The following is an 18,301-nucleotide window of genomic DNA, read 5'->3' on the forward strand; positions in this document are numbered from 1 at the left end:
CTTATGATATCTCTTTTATTTTATCACTAAATTCAATTGGAAGTTGGCTAATAAAGCTTAATTTTTCATTTGTTTTTGGATGACTAAATTCTAATTTATTAGCGTGTAGATATTGACCAAATAGATTATTTTTTTCATTTCGAAGCCCATATACAGGGTCACCAATGATTGGATGCTTGATATATTCGAAATGAACCCTAATCTGATGGGTTCTTCCTGTTAATAAATTTACTTTTACAAGTGTTGCATTTGAATATCTCTCTAAAACACAAAAATTTGTAATTGCATTTTTTGAATTTATCTCAGTTACTGCCATTCTTTTTCGATCATTTTTACTTCTACCAATTGGAGCATTAATTGTGCCTTTATCCTCTTCTATAACACCTCGCACAAGCGCAATATATTCCTTATATATTTTTCTGTCTTTGAAGTCATCACTTAATTTTTGGTGACTATAATTACTTTTTGCAATAACTAAAAGACCTGTAGTTTGTTTATCAATTCTGTGTACAATTCCTGGTCTATACTTTTCACCAACATCTGATATATTTTGATTATGGTATAAAATAGCATTAACTAACGTATCTGTGTAATTTCCACTACCAGGGTGGACCACAAGATTATTAGGTTTATCAATAACCATTATCTCTAAATCCTCATACACAATTTTAAAATCAATAAATTTTGGAATAAGATCTGTCTCTCTTTGTTCACTAACAGTTATACAAATATTTGCTCCATTTTCAACTTTATTATTCTTCTTAATAATTTTATATCCATTAACAAAAACTTGTCCCTCTTCAATAAATTTTTGAATACAGCTCCTTGAATATTCATACTTGTTTTCTAAAAAGTAATTAAATATAACTTTATCAAGTCTCTCATTAGTATAATTATTTACAAATTTAATTAGACTATCCTTCATTATTTGCACCATCTAAACTTATATCAGTAGTTTGTTTTTTAATTTTTTTTATAGTTTTCAACAAGTCTTTAAGTTCATGATGTGAATTCTTTATGTTTTTAACCTTGTTCTTAAAGATATCGGTCGATTTAAATAATGTACTTGCAAGTTTAATTTCAAAATTATGCTTCGCTAAAATAACATCCTCTGAATATTGACATATTTTTGAGTATTTTAATTCATTTATATTTTTTAGAATGTAAAGTCAAATCATATTAGAAAAATAATAAATAAAATAAATTATTGCTATAGTTATTCCTATATTAACAAACATATCAGCCATATTAAATATATAATTTGTAAGAAAACCACCATTATAGCCAAAATCTCAAATTAAAAAATCAACAACACCATGTTCTTTGCCCCATATTCTACCAATTAAATTTGCAAAGCTGCCAGCAAATGCAAAGGAAAAACCTATAATTGCAAATTTATTTCTAATAAATATTATGCCAACAAATAAAAATAAAGTCCCAAAAGTTGCTAAGGTGATAGACAAACTTAAATTATCTGCATTTGTACCATATGCAGAGCCTTTATTAATAGCATATTGTCAGCGCAATAAACCTTTAACAATTGTTCCCCCATCTTGCTCTGCATAATTATTGGTAATAACCCCCTTAGTAGTTCAATCAATAATTACACACACAATTATAAGGGGGACAGAAAACAAAATTTTAAAAATATATTGATAATAATAATTTGCAAAGAAATTTTTAACTTCAAACATATATTAAGCTCGTTTCTACTTTACTATTTTTTCACATTTATGACAAATTAAATCGATATTTAATTTCTCGACAATTGACCAGCATCTAATACATTTTTCTCCAACAGCTGGACTAATTATAACATTAGAAATAATATCATCATTTGATATTAGAAAATTTTTATCAAAATTAATTTTATTGACAATTAAAATTTGACTAAGGTCTGGAATAGTTTTTAAAAAATCATATTCTTTTTTAATTTGCAACAGTAAAACAGCCTCAAATCCTTTTTTAACAATTTTGTTGTTTTTTGCTTGTTCTAACTTTTCATTTACTTCATTTCTAAGTTTTAAAACAACATCATATTTATTAATAATATCTTTATTTGCAGAAAAACTAGTATTTTTAATTTTTAATAGATGAACAGATTTTTCTTTTTCAATATTTTTAATTGAATCATAAACTTCTTCAATTGTATGAGGTATGATCGGGCGTAATATGTCAATTAAAACTCACAATTGGTAATATATTGTTGTTTGTACTTGACGTCTTCTTAAATCATCTAAACTATTTACATATAAAATATCTTTTGAAAAATCAAGATAAAAAGCAGATAATGTATTTGAAACGAAATTTAGTAATATTTTATATGCTTGATTGAATTTGTTTAAATCATAAAGTTCAAAAACTTCTCTCTTTACAGATTCTGTCTTACTCAATATATAATTATCAATTTCAGATAAGTTTTTTTGGATGTTTTTATTGGGGTTAAAATCTGCGAGATTATTTAAAATAAATCTGATTGTATTTCTTATTTTTCGATAACTTTCAGTTACTTGTTTGATTATATCATTTCCAATTCTTACATCTTCAGTTCAATTTATAGAATATGCCCATAGGCGTAGAATATCAGTTCCATATTGTGAGATTATTTTTTTTGGTTCAATTACATTACCAATTGATTTTGACATTTTTTTCCCAACTTCATCTAAAACCATTCCATGGCTTGCTAGATTTAAATAGGGTGATTTTCCATCATAAATAACAGAATTTATAATTGAAGAATTAAATCATCCTCTGTATTGGTCTCCACCCTCAATAAAAAGATCATATGGCCTTGGTAATTTAAACTTATTTTCGATAAAAATTGCACTTGACCCAGAATCAAACCAAACATCAAGAATATCAGTTTCTTTTGTATACCCTTTACCTTGATATTTTTTTGGAAGAAAATTATCAGATGGTAAAGAAAACCAAGAATCTACACCCTTTTCTTCTATAACTTTTATCGCATATTCGACAACCTCACTGTTTAATAAAATATTTTCGTTTTTATCATAAAATGCAATAATTGGTACACCTCATACACGTTGTCTTGATATTGTCCAGCTATTTCTCTCTTTTATAAAATTTCTTAATTTATCAAGATTTCAAGCTACATTTGATTTAACATCTCTACAAATAACTTTATCTATTTCTTCTTTATATTTGTCAATATCAATAAATCATTGGTGTGTTGCTAGGAACATAATTGGTTTTTTAGTTCTTCAGTCATGAGGAAATTGATGGCTAATTTGCTCAACTGCTTTTAATTGTTTAGTTTCCTTTAAATGTTCAATAACAATTTTACTTGCTTTTTCAATAAAAACGCCATTCAATCGTTCATCATTAATATTTGATGTAAACTTTCCTTTTTTATCTACACACACAAATGGTTCTTTTTTAAGTGATTTTATAAAATTAAAATCATCTTCTCCAAATCCACCGGCGCAACCAACAAGTCCTGTCCCTGCAGTATCTGTAACAAAGTCAGCGTGTTTAATAACACAATTGGGTTTTCTTTTATCTCATATATGTTCATATTCTATGCCATCAAGTTCTACACCCAAAAACTCGTCTTCAACATTAAAAATATCTCAGCCAAATTTATTTGCCAATTTTTGATTGTAAAATAAATTTTTCGAAATGATATATCTATTGTTGTCACTCTTATTAAAAATTTTTAAGTATGTAATATCTTTATTAATCCCAATTGCTTGATTTGCAGCAATTGTTCACGGAAGGGTTGTCCATATAATAACACTATCACCTGCAAATTTATTTGAATCTTTAGCTATTTTGGTTGAGACAAAACATGTATTAGTTAAAATATTTTTATATTCAACTTCCGCTTCTGCTAATGCAGATTCACTAGACCACGACCAATAAATGGGTTTATAATCTCGAATTATCAATTTTTTTTCAACCATTTTTTTGTAAAGTTGTAATTCATTTAAGACAAATTCATCACTTAACGTTGTATATCGTTTTGAAAAATCAGTAAAGAGACCCAATTCCTTAAATTGATTTGCTTGTGATTCAACTTGAGAGCTTGCATATTCTCTACACACTTGTCTAAATTTAACAACATCATCCTTTGAAACCAATGACTCTTTTTCAATTGCAGATTCAATTGGCAATCCGTGATTATCCCAGCCTAAAATAAAAGGAGTATATTCTCCTTTTGATGAATGCCATCTTACAATAAAATCTTTAATAATTTTATTAAGTGCGTGTCCAATATGAATATTCCCATTTGAATAAGGTGGGCCATCATGAAGAATAAATGATTTTTCTTTTGATTCAAGGGCCATTTTATTCTTTAAATTATATATATCTTCTTCTTCTCATTTTATTCTAAACTCTGGCTCTTTTTCAACCAAATTAGCACGCATATCAAAATCACTATTGAAAATATTTAAACTATCCTTATAATCTTTCTTCATTTTTACTCCATTTTATTATATCTTTCTTTTATTATAATGTATTTCTTCTAGTTTTTCATTGATTAGATATCAAATAGGTAACTTTTTATATTGTTATTCAAGTCATTATAAATATTAGATAAAAAAATCTCTAAAAGTAGAGATTTTTTAGTTATTATAGGAATCTTCGTGGGCCTCTCGAGTTTTTTTGATCTCTAATTTTTGAATTAATAGCCAATGTTAATTCATCTTCTTCGGACTTCTTGGTTTTTGCAGAATATTCATCTGGATTAAGAAAAGCTAGTGATTCTTTTATTTCAATAAGTTCTGATGGTTTACCAGCAGATATTATACCAGAATTTGGTGCCATTTTAATTACATAATCAAAATTTGATAACGGTCTTAGTCTATGAGAAATTGATAAACAAGTTATTTTTTCAGAATTTAAAATATCTACAATTTCATCCATAACTTCTGCCTCAGTTACAGAATCTAATTTACTTGTTGCTTCATCTAATAGAACCAATTCTGCTTTTCTCAAAATCATTCTAGCTAGGGTAAATCTTTGTTTTTGCCCACCAGACAATCTTTCTCCCCCATCTTCTAAAATAGTTTTATATTTATCTGGTCATTGCATAATTAAATCATGAATTCTTGCTTTTTTTGAAGCTTCAATTACTTCTAATGAGGTAAATTTTCTAACTCCATAAGTTAAATTATCAAAGACTGATAATGATAGCAATTGCGGATTTTGATCGATATATGCAACACGTTCTAGCCATGATTTTAAGTTATAATTTCTAAGGCTTGTCCCATCGATCAATATCTCACCTTGAATTGGGTTATAATATCCAAGCAATAATTTAACTAACGTTGTTTTACCACAACCAGACTGACCAATAACTCCAACTTTTTGTCCCTTTTGAATTGTAAAAGAAAAATTATTTAATAATATTGTTTCTGGTTCATCTGGGTATGCAAATTGAATATTTCTAAATTCTATTTTTTTAGAAAAGTGTGAAAATTTTTTACCAGCATCTGAGTACTTATTAATTAAAATATCTTTTGATAAAATCTTATTTATAACTTGTAAACTGCTTTTAGCATTTCGTTCATTAACAGATAGGACCTGCATTGGATAAATACTTCCAGCAATAATAAGAGTCCCAGTCAAGAAGGAAGATAGTCTTGCCATCAATTGAGTTGGTTCTGAATGATATAATTGTCCCGCAATTGCCACTACACCAAAACTAAGAAACATAATTACTGATGTGATTATTGAAAGGACAGCTCCAATAATTATATTAACAACTGTTTTTTTATAACCATAACCGATTATTTCATCAACAGATTGTTCATATTCCATTTCCCAAGTTCCATTTGCTTTAATACTTCTTGCGTTTAAAATTCTATCTACCATTGAAAAATTATCATTGTCATCCATAATAGATTTAGTTTTTGCAAGTGCTGCTAATATTTTTTTAATAAGATAAAACATAACTATGATCACTAGGGTTACAGCAATTAGGACTAATGCAAATTTCTTATCGGTTACAAAGAAAACACCAAGAACACCAAGAACAATTGTGAAGAAATTTATTCTAGTTGTTGCTACCCCACGAATATATTCTCCAACATTAATAGGACCTTGAGCATAGGTATCAATTAAGATATCTGACTTATTCTCAATAAAGAAAACAAAGTCGTGAAATAATATTTTTCGTAGTAATCTAACTCTAATGCTTCTTTCAGTTCTTATAGCTATTTGAGAAGCAAATAGATATTGTATATAAAAAGTTACAATTAAAATAGACAACGTAGCAATAAATATATATATTAATTTTAATAAATTAACCTCATAATTAAAAATCAACATATACACTCCACCATCAGGGCCCGATTTATAGTGTACATATGAATAATATTGTTGGATGTAAGACTCTACATAATTAGCAAGACCTCCACTAACAAGCATAGCGGCCATATCACCCCCAGCGGTTGGAGATTCTTTAGTTGCGGTTGGATTGTGATTTAGGGTTTTAACCATATTTTGTAAATCGGTTGTAAGATTATTTTTAACATGCGTTCCATAAATAAGTGCTGTTCCATAAATTACACCTTGCATACATGCTAGCAAGCATAAGGTAATCATAACCGACATTATAAAACAAGTAAGTGATGAGAAAGGGTATTTAATTAAAACTTTTAGAGAAAAAGCTCTCTTATATGAACTTTTAAAATAAACACTGCTAGCTGTAACTGGTTTTTGTTCAATAATTGTTTGTAATTGTTGATTTATTTTCTTTTCAAATTTATCTTCTTTTATTTGTTTTTTACTTTTACCTTTGGTCCTTTCCACTAATTTTGATGTACTAGTAGATCGAATAGTATTTCCTTTATTGTCTCTTCTCTGATTCGAGGTTCCAATTCGTTGATTTTGTTTTGCCAAAATAAATACCCCTTTCTATTTATTTTTTATTATTATAATCCCTAATAATTATTTTATTTAAGGTTGCAATAATTTCTCTAACAACTTCACCATCATTGTTTGCTATTGCATAATCTATTCTATTGCTAAATGAATCTTTAGTCTCTTCTGTTAAATGCGAAGCTAATATTCTTTGTTTTAATAAAATTGCTATTTTAGGAATAACCTCATCGAAATTTCCAGATATTTCATAAAGTTTACCAACAATCTCTTCAGCTCCAAGCATGTCTCATCTTCTTATTAATTCTTTATATCTTGTTATCAATTTTTCAACTATATTTAATATATCATATGAAATAACATTTTCTAAAGCACCCTTTTTAATTTCATACTCTAACAAGTTAATAAATTGGATATCTGCTTTTGTTAAAGTTGAAAGTGTACGTTTAGCATTAACTAATATATTCTGTAATTCTTCATCAGATGAAATACTATTTAAAGTAATAATATCTTTTTTTGCTCTTCTATATAAAGGACCATCAACATTCCCACTTTTTTCAAAAAGTGAAACCAATTTTGTATAGAATAATTTAAGTCTTGAATATAATTTTTTATTTTTTACACCCTTTGTTGCAACACGGCTTGGATCAAGTTCTTTATTTTGAATTGCTAAGTCTATATTTCAAGTATTAACAATTGCTGGGTCAATTTCTAATTGTTCAATTTCCCCATCCTCTTCTTGTTCATTATTATATTCATTACCATTTTCACTTCTTCATTGATAATCATTTTCATAAACATTATTTTGATTTTGATTATAATATTGGTCTTCATTGTATCCATAATTATAAGGGTCAAGTGGTTGTGGTTGATTATAATTATCCTGGAAGTTGTAATTATTATAAGGGTTATAATTATTATAAGCTCCATATGGGTCATAATTATAATATGGGTCATAATTTACTCCAATGTTATAATTATTATAAGGGTAATAATTTTCTTGAGGATTGAAATTATTATAAGGACTTTGTGGTTCTTGTAATTTTGGTTGATTATAATTATCCTGGAAGTTGTAATTATAATAAGGGTTTTGTGGTTCTTGTAGTTGTGGTTGATTATAATTATCCTGGAAGTTGTAATTATAATAAGGGTCAAATGTTTGGTTATACTGTTGAGGCTTAGGGTTAAAACCGCTGTTATATGGAGCGGTTTGATTATAATTTTGATTTCCAACATTCATATTTAATGGTTCTTGACTTATAGGATAATCACTATTTGCTTGATTTTTTGTAAAAGCTTTCTGAACATCATTTTCAGAATAATCTCCGCTAAATGTATTATTATTCACAATTATATTTGGTATTTTTTTATATGGAGGAAAAGGAGGATTTTCATTATTTTTTTTAGAGTACAAATTATTTTGAATTTGAAGTTGTCTATTAATTCTTGAATTTAATTCTTCAATTTTATTTAAATAATATCTTTCATTTGGAAACTTTGAAATTTCTTTATTTAATTGTCTTTGGGCCACAAAAAAATCCTCCTTTTCTTTAAATATATTATCTTATGTATATATTATACCACAAAAGTTACCTAGATTTCTATTATATGTGGAATAAAATTGTAAAAGTGTTTATACTAAATAGACAATTTTTACTGTAAAATTAAACTTTTAAAAATTAAATAAGATAATTACTAACCTATAATAAAGAACGCAAATTTATTAGTGTTCTAGAGAAGTAAAAATAAAAAACTATGTGCAATCTAAACACATAGTTTCTTTTTATCAATAATATTTAGTAACTAAATTTATTATAATTAAATTTAATTAAAGTTCAATTTAATCATCATCATTATTTAAATAATTAAAGTATCCTATATTTTCTTCTAATGATTCAAAACTGCCTTCTTGAATAATTCCTATTTTTGGTGACATAACTAAAATTTTATTAAACAATTTTAGGAGAGATATCTTATGTGAGATTGAGACAACAGTTTTATGCTCAATTAACTTTTGGAATGCAGTCATAACTTTTTTCTCAGTTGAAGGGTCCATATTAGCAGTACCTTCATCAATAATAATAATACCAGAGTCTTTTAAAAATAATCGAGCAAAAGTTAACATTTGTCTTTGACCACCAGATAATCTTTCTCCACCATCTTCAAGAACTGTATCATATTTATCTGGTGTTGACATAATAAATTCATGAATATTTGCCATTTTACATGCATTAACAACTTCTTCGATTGTTTTATCTGGCATACCATATCTGACATTTTCGAGAATAGAAATTGAAAATAGTTGTGGTGATTGGTCAATAAATGAAATCTGGTCTAACCATGAATTTAGAGAGTAATTCTCTAAAGGTATACCATCTATTAATATCTGTCCAGAATTTATTCGATAAAAACCTAATAACAATTTGACAATTGTTGTTTTTCCACACCCAGATTCACCAATTAATCCAACCTTGTCACCAACATCAATTCTAAAATTAAGATTCTCAAACACTGGTTGATCTGGGTTATTAGGATAAGAGAATGAAACACTATTAAATTCAATACAATCATTTAATCCCGGAAATCCAGCATTATCAAATTGATGTTTATCAATTATAATCTTGTTAGAAAGAAGATCATTAATTTTAGTAATAGAAATTTTAGCTTTTTTCTCTAATTGAGATGAAAGTTGGAAAGGAAATAAACAAGAAATCATTATAAATGAACAAACAATAAATGCTGGTAGTGTATTAATAAGAATTGATGGATCACCGTTATGAGCAATAGCTCCAGCAATGAATGGCATAAATATTAAAAACATTATAAACCCAATTAACAATGGTTGTTGAAACGCTTCTCTAAATGCTAATAAATATTCACCGCGTTGTGTTTTTCCAGTTTTTAAAAACATCTTATGATATTCATATTCTCAAGTTCCACTAGATTTTATCAATCTATTAGCCATTATTCTTTCAGAGAATGATATATTATCCGCTAAATGTAATTTTTCTCTTTTCTTCGACACCTTAAATATTATTGAAAACGCAATAACTGATAAAACTGAATATAGTAATGAAGAAACAGTAACAATTAGTGTCATTTTTTGGTCAATAAACAACATAACCATAATAACAGATGGAACTGTAACAATAATGTTAAATATAGTTGTTTGTTGCACCTTTATAAATTCAACAATATTTGATGGTCCATGTTTATATATATCTATCAAAAGAGCAGAAGAATACGAAATATAAAAATCATAATCATGAAAAATGAGTTTATTTGATAATAAAAGTTTTATATCACGTTCAATTTTTTCTCCCATATGGAAAGAAATAGCAGAACGAATTGATGCAATAACAAATAATATTCCAATTAGCGCAAATAATACAGTAACACAATAGCTAATTGTCATTTTTAAATTAAAGAGAGACAAGTATGATTCTGCAATGGTATTTGAATACTTAATACTACCACCATAATAAGGTGCTAAAAGTGAATTAATTGTATCCTCTTTTGAGGCTTGTAATATTGACAAGTATGTTGCAACTCTAGCAGGATTTAAGTTTCCAGTTGAACCACCTTTTTTTTGAACATCCTTTCATATCTTATTGATAGTTTCAATATCTTGAGTGAATCCAGCAACAAGGTGATTTGCAAAAATCAATGATGTTATTTTTCAAACCATATATACACAAGATATAACAACTATAGAGTAGAAAAAACAAAATAAAAGCAAGGATAAAGATAAAAATGGTCTAAATTTTAAATTAACCAAAAACATCTTAAATGAGCCTATTTTATTCAAATTCAATTTTAAAACTTTTGATCGTTTACGATAATATGAATTCATATTTTTATAAGCAACACTAGTTAAATTAGAAAGAACTTTTTCATCTTTTCTTGTTTTCTTATCAAAAACATAAGATATATCTTCACCTAGATTCTCATCAATTCCAAAAGCATTTTCCACAGTTTCACCCCATTTCTAAATTAATCTTATTAATATTATTATATCATATTTTTTCTATTTTTTTTTGAATTTTGGCATCAGAAAAAGTAAAAAGAAGGGATTGTTGTTTATATTTATAAAATAATTTTTTTTGAATCAAAAATTAAATTTGCTTGCAAACTTCGGCCAGTTTTATCTAAAATTAATATAAAAAAATAGCTCTTTTAACAAAGGGAAAAGTAACTTTAAGGGAAAAGTAATTTCTGTCCCATCAATTGGAAAGTTATTTTTACTAATTATGTTATTTATAGCTATTTAAAAAATCAAATATTAATAAAAGGTAATTACTTATCTTCTAAACTTTCAGATTCAGATTTTTTCTTTTTGGTTTTTTTAACAATTTTCGGTTCATCCTTTGATAAATCAACAACGTTACTATTTTTAATTTCAGAATCTTCTGATATTGTTGATAGGTCAATGCTTCTTTTCTTATTTCATATTTCTTTAAAAATTGTTTTGAAATTTCCCTCTACAACAGTTGTTTTTAAATCATTAGCGTGTTCTAAGATAGAAAGTGAGAATACTGCCTTTCCACTAATTTTTAGTTTTTTAACTCTTCTTGTTCCTTCAACATAAATAATGTAAACATTATTATTATCTTCAATATCTTTAACAATGCAATCAATTTTTGAAATATTAATTGATTCTCCAAAAAAATCAATACCATTCTCTGATACACCTATTGTAATATATTGTGAATACATAAATATAACAAAGAAGCAAGCAATGGTTAAGAACAACCCAATAATAACAACAGCAACAGCTGAAGCTGAGCCACTAACGCTTATTGCACTCAAATACATCAAGTAGGCTACAATATTTAAAATAAATCCTACTGTCATAAATGAAATTAACGAAATAATAAGGATTCTATTCTTATAAGAAAAAACATAAGTTTTTTTTGAAAAACTTCACACATAATAAACACTTAAAAATAAAGGAATAATATTTAATATTGAAAGTGAAACATTTAATAATAAGAAATAAGATGGTAAATCGTTATTTACAGATAGCAATAAACTATTCATTATTTACCCTTCAGTTGTGCTGCAACTTCTTCTGCAAAATCAACAACTTGTTTTTCTATTCCTTCACCAACTTCATATCTTACCATTACATCTAATTTAGCTCCTTTAGATTTAATAAAGGCACTCACTTTTTGTTTCTCATCAAGAACAAAATCTTGTTCTAAAAGAGTTACTTCTGATAATCTTTTACTTAATTTCCCTTGCATCATTTTATTAACAATATTTTCTGGTTTACCTACAAGATTATCTTTATTTTGTTCCTTTAAAATATGCATTTCAGCATCCATAAAATCTTTCGGAACATCATCTAAAGAAATATATTTAGGACCCATTGCAGCAGTATGCATTGCAACGCTGTAAGCATCTTGCGGGCTTATTTTTCCAGAAAATAATAGAGCAGTTGAAACTCTTGAATTTGAATGGTTATATAAAGTAACAACATCATTCGCACCACCTGTTACGATATTAAATCTTCGAAATGATATTTTTTCTCCGATTGTTGCCGTTGCAGAAACACAGGCTTGTTCAATTGTTTCATTTTTTGTTAATTTTAGTTTCAATGCTGATTCAATGTCTTTGGGTTCTTGTTTTAATAAACAATCTGCAATATCATTAATTAATTTTACAAATTTTTCGTTTTTTGAAACAAAGTCTGTCTCAGAGTTCACCTCTAATATAACAACCTTATTGCCTTCTTTTTTAGCAAGTACAATCCCTTCTGATGCTATTCTATCTGCTTTTTTTGCAGCTTTTGATAAACCATTTTCACGCAATCAAATTATTGCTTTATCAATATCATCATTACTTGCTTCTAAAGCATTTTTACAGTCAATCATTCCTGCACTAGTAATTTCTCTTAATTCTTTAACTAATTTTGCATTAACAGCCATTAATAAACACCCTATCCTTCATTTACTACTTTTTCCTCTTTTTTAAGTTCAACCTCTTTATCTTTACTTAAAATTGAGCCTTCTTTTTTTTCAACATTATCTGTGTATCTTGGTTTATAAAAATTATTTTCATCACGAGGACCTCTTTGAGGTCTTGGATTATCTTCTTTTTTCTGAGCAATGACTTTTAAAGTTGATGGTGATAATTTAATATTAGCAGCTTCTGCGTAAACATCAACAATATAATTAATCAAAATATTAACAGATTCTGGTAAATCATCATTTGCTGGGATTGCGATATCTACAATATCTGGGTCTACATTTGTATCACAAATTCCAATAACAATAATTCTAAGTTTTCTTGCCTCTTTTACTGCTATTTCATCTAACTTAGGGTCCGCAACAAACATTAATGCAGGTAACTTATGCATTTTCTTGATCCCACCCAAATTTACTTCAAGTTTATCTTTTTCTTTTAAAATTAATAATCTTTCTTTTTTGGCTCTTAGGTTTAATTTTTCTGTTTTTTCTTCATTTTCAATGTCAAACAATCGTTTAATTCTTATCTGAATTGTCTTCATGTTTGTTAGTGTTCCACCCAATCAACGATTATTTACATAAAAATTATTTGTTCTTTCAGCAGCCTCTTTTACAGCTGGTTTTGCATTTTTTCTTGTACCAACAAAAATTATTTTTTCACCCTTAGCACCAACTCTTGATACTATTTCTTTAACTTTTTGTAATTTGATTAAAGTCTTATCAATATCAATTATATGATATTTATTCTTTTCACCATAAATATATGGCTTCATTTTTGGATGTCATCTTTTTGTTTGATGTCCAAAATGAACTCCCGCATCTCTTAATTGTTCTCTTGTTATAATTACTGACATATATCTCCTTTTTTTGTTTTCTCTTCCAATTCTTTCTAACATTTTCCACCATTTTATATTTAAAAAAGCACTAGGAAAATGAATCCAAAATTGTGTATTTTTTCAATCGATAATAAAAATAAATAAAATTTGATTTCAAAAACATATATATTATATAATTTTTTGCGACATTATAATTGAAAAAAGGTGTATTTAGGTAAAATATTAAATATTTATTTGCTTATATTATTACTCTAATGCTATTTCATTTTTATAACAATTATTTTTTTAAATTCAAACAGGTGTATAACTCAATTAATATACTTTAATTCAAATTTATTATCAGTTTTTATGTTTCTAATATATAAAATCTATATTTTAATATATTGAATTATTTAATTAAATAAGGCGAAGGTAACCCTAAGGGGAGGAAATAATATTTACCTCTATACAACATGTCCAGGACAAAAAATTGGTATTGATGGAACTTGATTTAAGGATCTATTTATAAATGGAAAAGAACTAAGTTATTATGTGAAATTGCTTATGATTGATTTACTAGAAAGGTTGTGTCATATTCAATTGGTCAGGGTGAAAACAAACAAACTGTTGTTTCAACATTATATGGTATATCTAAATATCTCTCAAAAAATGACTTCACAAATTGTATAGTTCAAATGGATAGAGGTTCAGCCAATCTTTCCTATGAAGTTTTAAATTATGAAAATCATCAGCACAATTTTATAATATCAATGTCTAATTCTGGTTTTAAGCACAATTCATCAACAGAGGCATTAAATGGTTGAATTAAAGAACAATTCTATTTATCAGTTGGAAATCACTTTAATTCACTTTCAGATTTTTACAAAACATTCAAAACATTTATTAAAAACAAAAATTTATTACAAACTTATATTTACAAACAAAAAAGAGGTGAGATATTTATTTAACTTCTCTCCCCTTAGGGTTAACCATGTTTAATCACTTTTTGTTAATTTTAATATTAAAAAAACATGTTTTTAATAGAATCAATAATAAATATTTGTATTTAAAAATAAAGCTTGTTAGTGATAAAAATAGATATTGCTAAATCATTAGAAATAAACTATAAAAAATCTTCAAAAATAAATTTGAAGATTTTTAGATAATATATAAGAAAATTTTATCTATTGTTTGCTTTATCTTGAGAATTAAAAGCAACAATTTTCTCAATCGCAGCTAATTTTACAGCATCTATAGCAGCTTTTCCAAATTTTCTAGCATCATATCCATCCTTATTTGTAACCAATCATTCTCTTACAGCATTTGCGTTAGCAACTTTAAGATCAGTTCCAATATTAATTTTGGTGATACCAAGTTTAATGGCTTTTTTTAGATCTATTAACGGCACCCCACTAGAACCATGGAGTACGATTGGTGTTTCCATAGATTCAACAATGTCTTCAATTAATTTGAACTGAAGATCTGGTTTTGTTTTATATATTCCGTGTGCAGTCCCAGCAGCTATAGCCAAAGCATCTACGTTTGTTTGTTTATTAAACTCAATCGCATCTTTTATATTTGTATATTGTTGTGAATTAGATTCTCTGTCATCTTCCTTACCACCAACGTGACCAATTTCAGATTCCACACATACTCCATGTTTGTGTGCATATTCAACAACCTTTTTTGTTTCTTCAACATTTATCGCGAATGGTTTTGCAGAAGAGTCTAACATTACAGAATCAAATCCAGAATCTATTGCTCGCTTAATTAAATCAATATCAAATCCATGATCTCAATGTAAAATAACAGGAACACTTGATAACTCTACCGCCTTACGGCCTAAAGAAAATACATAATCCACACCCATATATAAAGCAGCAGACTCTGTTACCATTAATATAACTGGAGATTTTTTTTCTTCCGCAGCTTCGATTATTCCTTTTAACATCTCCATGTTATCAAAATTAAATGCAGGGATTGCATAACCACCTTTTTTGGCAATTAATAGTTCTTTTTTAAAATTTGTCTTCATATTACCCTTTCTTTTTATGATAATGAGAAATGGAATTGTACATTATAACGATAATCATAATCCTTAGATATTGTTGCTTTGTTATTTTTAAAATCCAAACCAGTTTTTGATTTTTCATCAGAAGAATATGAATCTCACCCGTATTTTTTTGCGAAATCATCAGCGGATAATTTTGAACCACTAGATTTTTCGTTAACAAGGTTAAATCTTCCTCCAGTGAATATTTTGCTATTTTTATCTGCAGCAACTTCTACCTTAAAATTCATAACAAACACTTTTGTACTTTCATTATAACTAACTAATGATTTTCCTTTTTCATCATCAGCACTAAGATTTTTTATTTTCACACTAGAATCATATATATTCTTGTCTGCACTATCATATATTTTATATGTTAAATTTTTGTCTAGTTTTTCATTAATTAATGATATATAATTTTCGTTACTATTTGCTGTTGTCTCATATTCGGCTATTACTTGCGAAACAAGTTGATTGCTTGATGACAAGCGAACTCTTGTACCATCAGCTTTTTTTCCATACCCCTGTGTAATCATATTTAAATAATTTAGGTCTGAAAAATCACCTGATTTTAAACTATCGTTTAGTTTACTAATAAAAAATTGTTGGTAAACTGTATTATTAATTGCACTACTTGGCCATTTAAATACATTTGCTAAGCCGCGTACTCTTATGTTATCACCTAGAATAGAATCATATGTTTTTGAAGCACAAGAAACTACAGATAAAGGCGCAGCACTCGTAATAGCAATTGTTGCAAGTGCTTTTAAAATTTTTCTCATAGTATCCTCTTTTCTATTTTGCTATTAAAAATTAGTCATGATAATACCCTTCATCTCATCGCTTACACTCTAAGTCAAACATATCATCATTATAGTTTTCTTTTTTAATTAAACTATCTATTTTTTTTATTCGATCTTCCCTTTCTTTTGAAGGAATATATTTAGTTTCTAAAAATGCTTTGTAAATTTCTTCAATTAATCCTTCTCCAGAAACTCTACCACCAACAGCAATTATATTGGCATTAAATTCTTCTCTTGCCTGGACTGCACTAGCAACATCTCTCACTAAAGCAGCTCTAATATTTTTAGTTTTATTTGCAGAGTTAGAAATACCAACACCAGTTCCACACATAATCACACCAAATTCTACTTCTTTTTTAGCAACCAACGTTGCAACTTTGTGACCAAAAATAGGATAATGGGTTCTTTCCTTGTCATATGTTCCGCAGTCAATAACATCATAACCCAAGGCCTCTAAACTTTTAATTAAATGGTCCTTAATTTCTGTTACGATGTGGTCGCACCCAATTGCAATTTTCATCCTATTTATCCCCCTTTAACATTTCTTCTAACATATCAATTCTTACCATATGTCTTCCACCTTCAAATTTGGCAAATAAGAATCTTTTGATAATTTTGATAATTTGTTTTTCTGCTGTTAAATCTGCTCCAAGTGTAATAATATTGGTATTATTGTGACCTCTTGTCATGTGAGCTGAATGTTCATCTCCCAATTGTGCCACAATTGTACCTTTAAATTTAGCAGCAACCATGAACCCACCGTTCCCATATTCATCAATTATTATGCCGACATTTTTTTCTGGGTCATTTGACACTTTTTCTGCAACCATAACAGATGCATCATAAATGTCTAGTTTTTTGCCTTGATTTATATCTACAACATTTAAGTTTTCTTTTTTTAATACTTCACCTATTTTTTTTATAGTAGTTAAGAAATTATTTGTAGATATATATATAGTTTTTGATTTAATGTCCATATTATTTTCTCTCAATCAAATCTATAATTGTATTAACCAATTCTTTAATAACTAATGTTGTCATTAAATGGTCTTGACCATGAACCATTATTAATGTTAAATCAGAATAATTTCCTTTTGCTTCTTCTGTTAAAAGATCTGTTTGGGCAATATGGGCTTTTGTAAGGGTTTGGTCAGCTTCTAACACTTTGGCACGAGCATCTTTGAATTTACCTTCTTTTGCTAATTTTATAGCATGTAAATAATCCGCTCTAGCATCTCCAGCATAGGCAACAAGTTCAAATCCTTTTGCTGTCATTTCTTCTTTTGTCATTTTTTCTTTTACTCCTATTTTCTAGTTATAAATTCAGTTGCTTTTTCTTCTGATACATTCTTAACAACTTGCAAATAAATAATATTGTTTAATACTTCTATAAATGTTATAGAAATGATAATAATAATTCTTACTCAAAGTTTAACATTTTCTTTATCAGCGTATGAGGTTGTATATTTAATTCCTAATAAAAGATAAAAACCAGGCATAAATAAAGCACTTATTATTGGAAATAAAATTACTCATATAAATTCATTATCATAAATAAATCGCAATGCTATTCCAGTATAATCTTTTGATTCCGATAAGACGAATGGATAATTTGTTTTTCTAGAACAAAATCGTAAAAGGTAAATACATCAAAAGATTGCAAAACCACCGATTCCAGAGATTATAAAATCTCATAAAATTACTTTTTCTTGTTTAAAACACAATCAAATAATAACACAACAAATAATTAAGCCAATTACAGAAAATAATGCTCATAATAAATTGAGTTTTCTTAACTTTGAATAATTCATTTAC

General features: G+C 27.3%; 16 protein-coding genes. 1 reads left to right on the top strand and 15 read right to left on the bottom strand.

Features of this window, described 5'->3' with window-relative positions; translation table 4 throughout:
- Position 1 precedes the first annotated feature (1 nt).
- The 9 genes from AAHM97_RS03635 to rpsB all read right to left on the bottom strand — a co-directional run bounded on the left by AAHM97_RS03635 (position 2) and on the right by rpsB (position 13,669).
- Positions 2-925, bottom strand: coding sequence for an RluA family pseudouridine synthase (locus AAHM97_RS03635; protein WP_342268582.1), 924 nt, complete (start codon positions 923-925; stop codon positions 2-4).
- Entirely contained in the window at positions 915-1,694 is a 780-nt protein-coding gene (locus AAHM97_RS03640) for a signal peptidase II (protein ID WP_342268583.1), read from the bottom strand. Before AAHM97_RS03640 ends, AAHM97_RS03635 begins: the two co-directional genes overlap by 11 nt.
- Positions 1,695-1,709: 15 nt before the next feature.
- Positions 1,710-4,439 carry an isoleucine--tRNA ligase gene (ileS, locus tag AAHM97_RS03645; protein WP_342268584.1) on the bottom strand — a complete coding sequence of 910 codons (2,730 nt, stop codon included), beginning with the start codon at positions 4,437-4,439 and terminating at the stop codon, positions 1,710-1,712.
- Between the two features lie 154 nt (positions 4,440-4,593).
- A complete protein-coding gene (locus tag AAHM97_RS03650) occupies positions 4,594-6,867 on the bottom strand; it encodes an ABC transporter ATP-binding protein (protein ID WP_342268585.1) in 2,274 nt (757 codons plus the stop codon).
- Positions 6,868-6,886: 19 nt separating this feature from the next.
- Positions 6,887-8,377 carry a hypothetical protein gene (locus AAHM97_RS03655; protein ID WP_342268586.1) on the bottom strand — a complete coding sequence of 497 codons (1,491 nt, stop codon included), beginning with the start codon at positions 8,375-8,377 and terminating at the stop codon, positions 6,887-6,889.
- A gap of 309 nt (positions 8,378-8,686) precedes the next feature.
- The gene (locus AAHM97_RS03660; protein WP_342268587.1) at positions 8,687-10,819 is read right to left on the bottom strand and encodes an ABC transporter ATP-binding protein; all 2,133 of its coding nucleotides are present in this window, start codon (positions 10,817-10,819) and stop codon (positions 8,687-8,689) included.
- Between the two features lie 323 nt (positions 10,820-11,142).
- Positions 11,143-11,886, bottom strand: coding sequence for a hypothetical protein (locus tag AAHM97_RS03665; RefSeq protein WP_342268588.1), 744 nt, complete (start codon positions 11,884-11,886; stop codon positions 11,143-11,145).
- Positions 11,886-12,776 (bottom strand): translation elongation factor Ts, encoded by an 891-nt coding sequence (gene tsf / locus AAHM97_RS03670; RefSeq protein WP_342268589.1) that lies wholly within the window; start codon positions 12,774-12,776, stop codon positions 11,886-11,888. Before tsf ends, AAHM97_RS03665 begins: the two co-directional genes overlap by 1 nt.
- Positions 12,777-12,787: 11 nt before the next feature.
- On the bottom strand, positions 12,788-13,669 hold the full coding sequence (rpsB, locus tag AAHM97_RS03675) for a 30S ribosomal protein S2 (RefSeq protein WP_425288835.1): 882 nt from the start codon (positions 13,667-13,669) through the stop codon (positions 12,788-12,790).
- A gap of 548 nt (positions 13,670-14,217) precedes the next feature.
- Between rpsB and AAHM97_RS03680 the strand changes: the two genes are divergently transcribed.
- Positions 14,218-14,598 carry a hypothetical protein gene (locus tag AAHM97_RS03680; protein WP_342268591.1) on the top strand — a complete coding sequence of 127 codons (381 nt, stop codon included), beginning with the start codon at positions 14,218-14,220 and terminating at the stop codon, positions 14,596-14,598.
- 212 nt (positions 14,599-14,810) lie between these two features.
- Here AAHM97_RS03680 and AAHM97_RS03685 read toward each other — a convergent pair whose 3' ends face one another.
- The 6 genes from AAHM97_RS03685 to AAHM97_RS03710 are packed head-to-tail and all read right to left on the bottom strand — an operon-like array spanning position 14,811 to position 18,297.
- Positions 14,811-15,665 carry a class II fructose-bisphosphate aldolase gene (locus AAHM97_RS03685; RefSeq protein WP_342268592.1) on the bottom strand — a complete coding sequence of 285 codons (855 nt, stop codon included), beginning with the start codon at positions 15,663-15,665 and terminating at the stop codon, positions 14,811-14,813.
- A gap of 14 nt (positions 15,666-15,679) precedes the next feature.
- Positions 15,680-16,465 carry a hypothetical protein gene (locus AAHM97_RS03690; protein ID WP_342268593.1) on the bottom strand — a complete coding sequence of 262 codons (786 nt, stop codon included), beginning with the start codon at positions 16,463-16,465 and terminating at the stop codon, positions 15,680-15,682.
- 31 nt (positions 16,466-16,496) lie between these two features.
- The gene (locus AAHM97_RS03695; RefSeq protein WP_342268594.1) at positions 16,497-17,006 is read right to left on the bottom strand and encodes an RpiB/LacA/LacB family sugar-phosphate isomerase; all 510 of its coding nucleotides are present in this window, start codon (positions 17,004-17,006) and stop codon (positions 16,497-16,499) included.
- Between the two features lies 1 nt (position 17,007).
- Complete coding sequence (locus AAHM97_RS03700) at positions 17,008-17,463, bottom strand: RpiB/LacA/LacB family sugar-phosphate isomerase (protein ID WP_342268595.1); 456 nt, start codon at positions 17,461-17,463, stop codon at positions 17,008-17,010.
- A gap of 1 nt (position 17,464) precedes the next feature.
- Positions 17,465-17,776, bottom strand: coding sequence for a PTS lactose/cellobiose transporter subunit IIA (locus tag AAHM97_RS03705; RefSeq protein WP_342268596.1), 312 nt, complete (start codon positions 17,774-17,776; stop codon positions 17,465-17,467).
- Between the two features lie 14 nt (positions 17,777-17,790).
- Entirely contained in the window at positions 17,791-18,297 is a 507-nt protein-coding gene (locus AAHM97_RS03710; protein WP_342268597.1) for a hypothetical protein, read from the bottom strand.
- Positions 18,298-18,301: the final 4 nt, after the last annotated feature.

This window comes from Spiroplasma endosymbiont of Aspidapion aeneum (genome assembly GCF_964031045.1).
Taxonomy (GTDB): Bacteria; Bacillota_I; Bacilli_A; order Mycoplasmatales; family Mycoplasmataceae.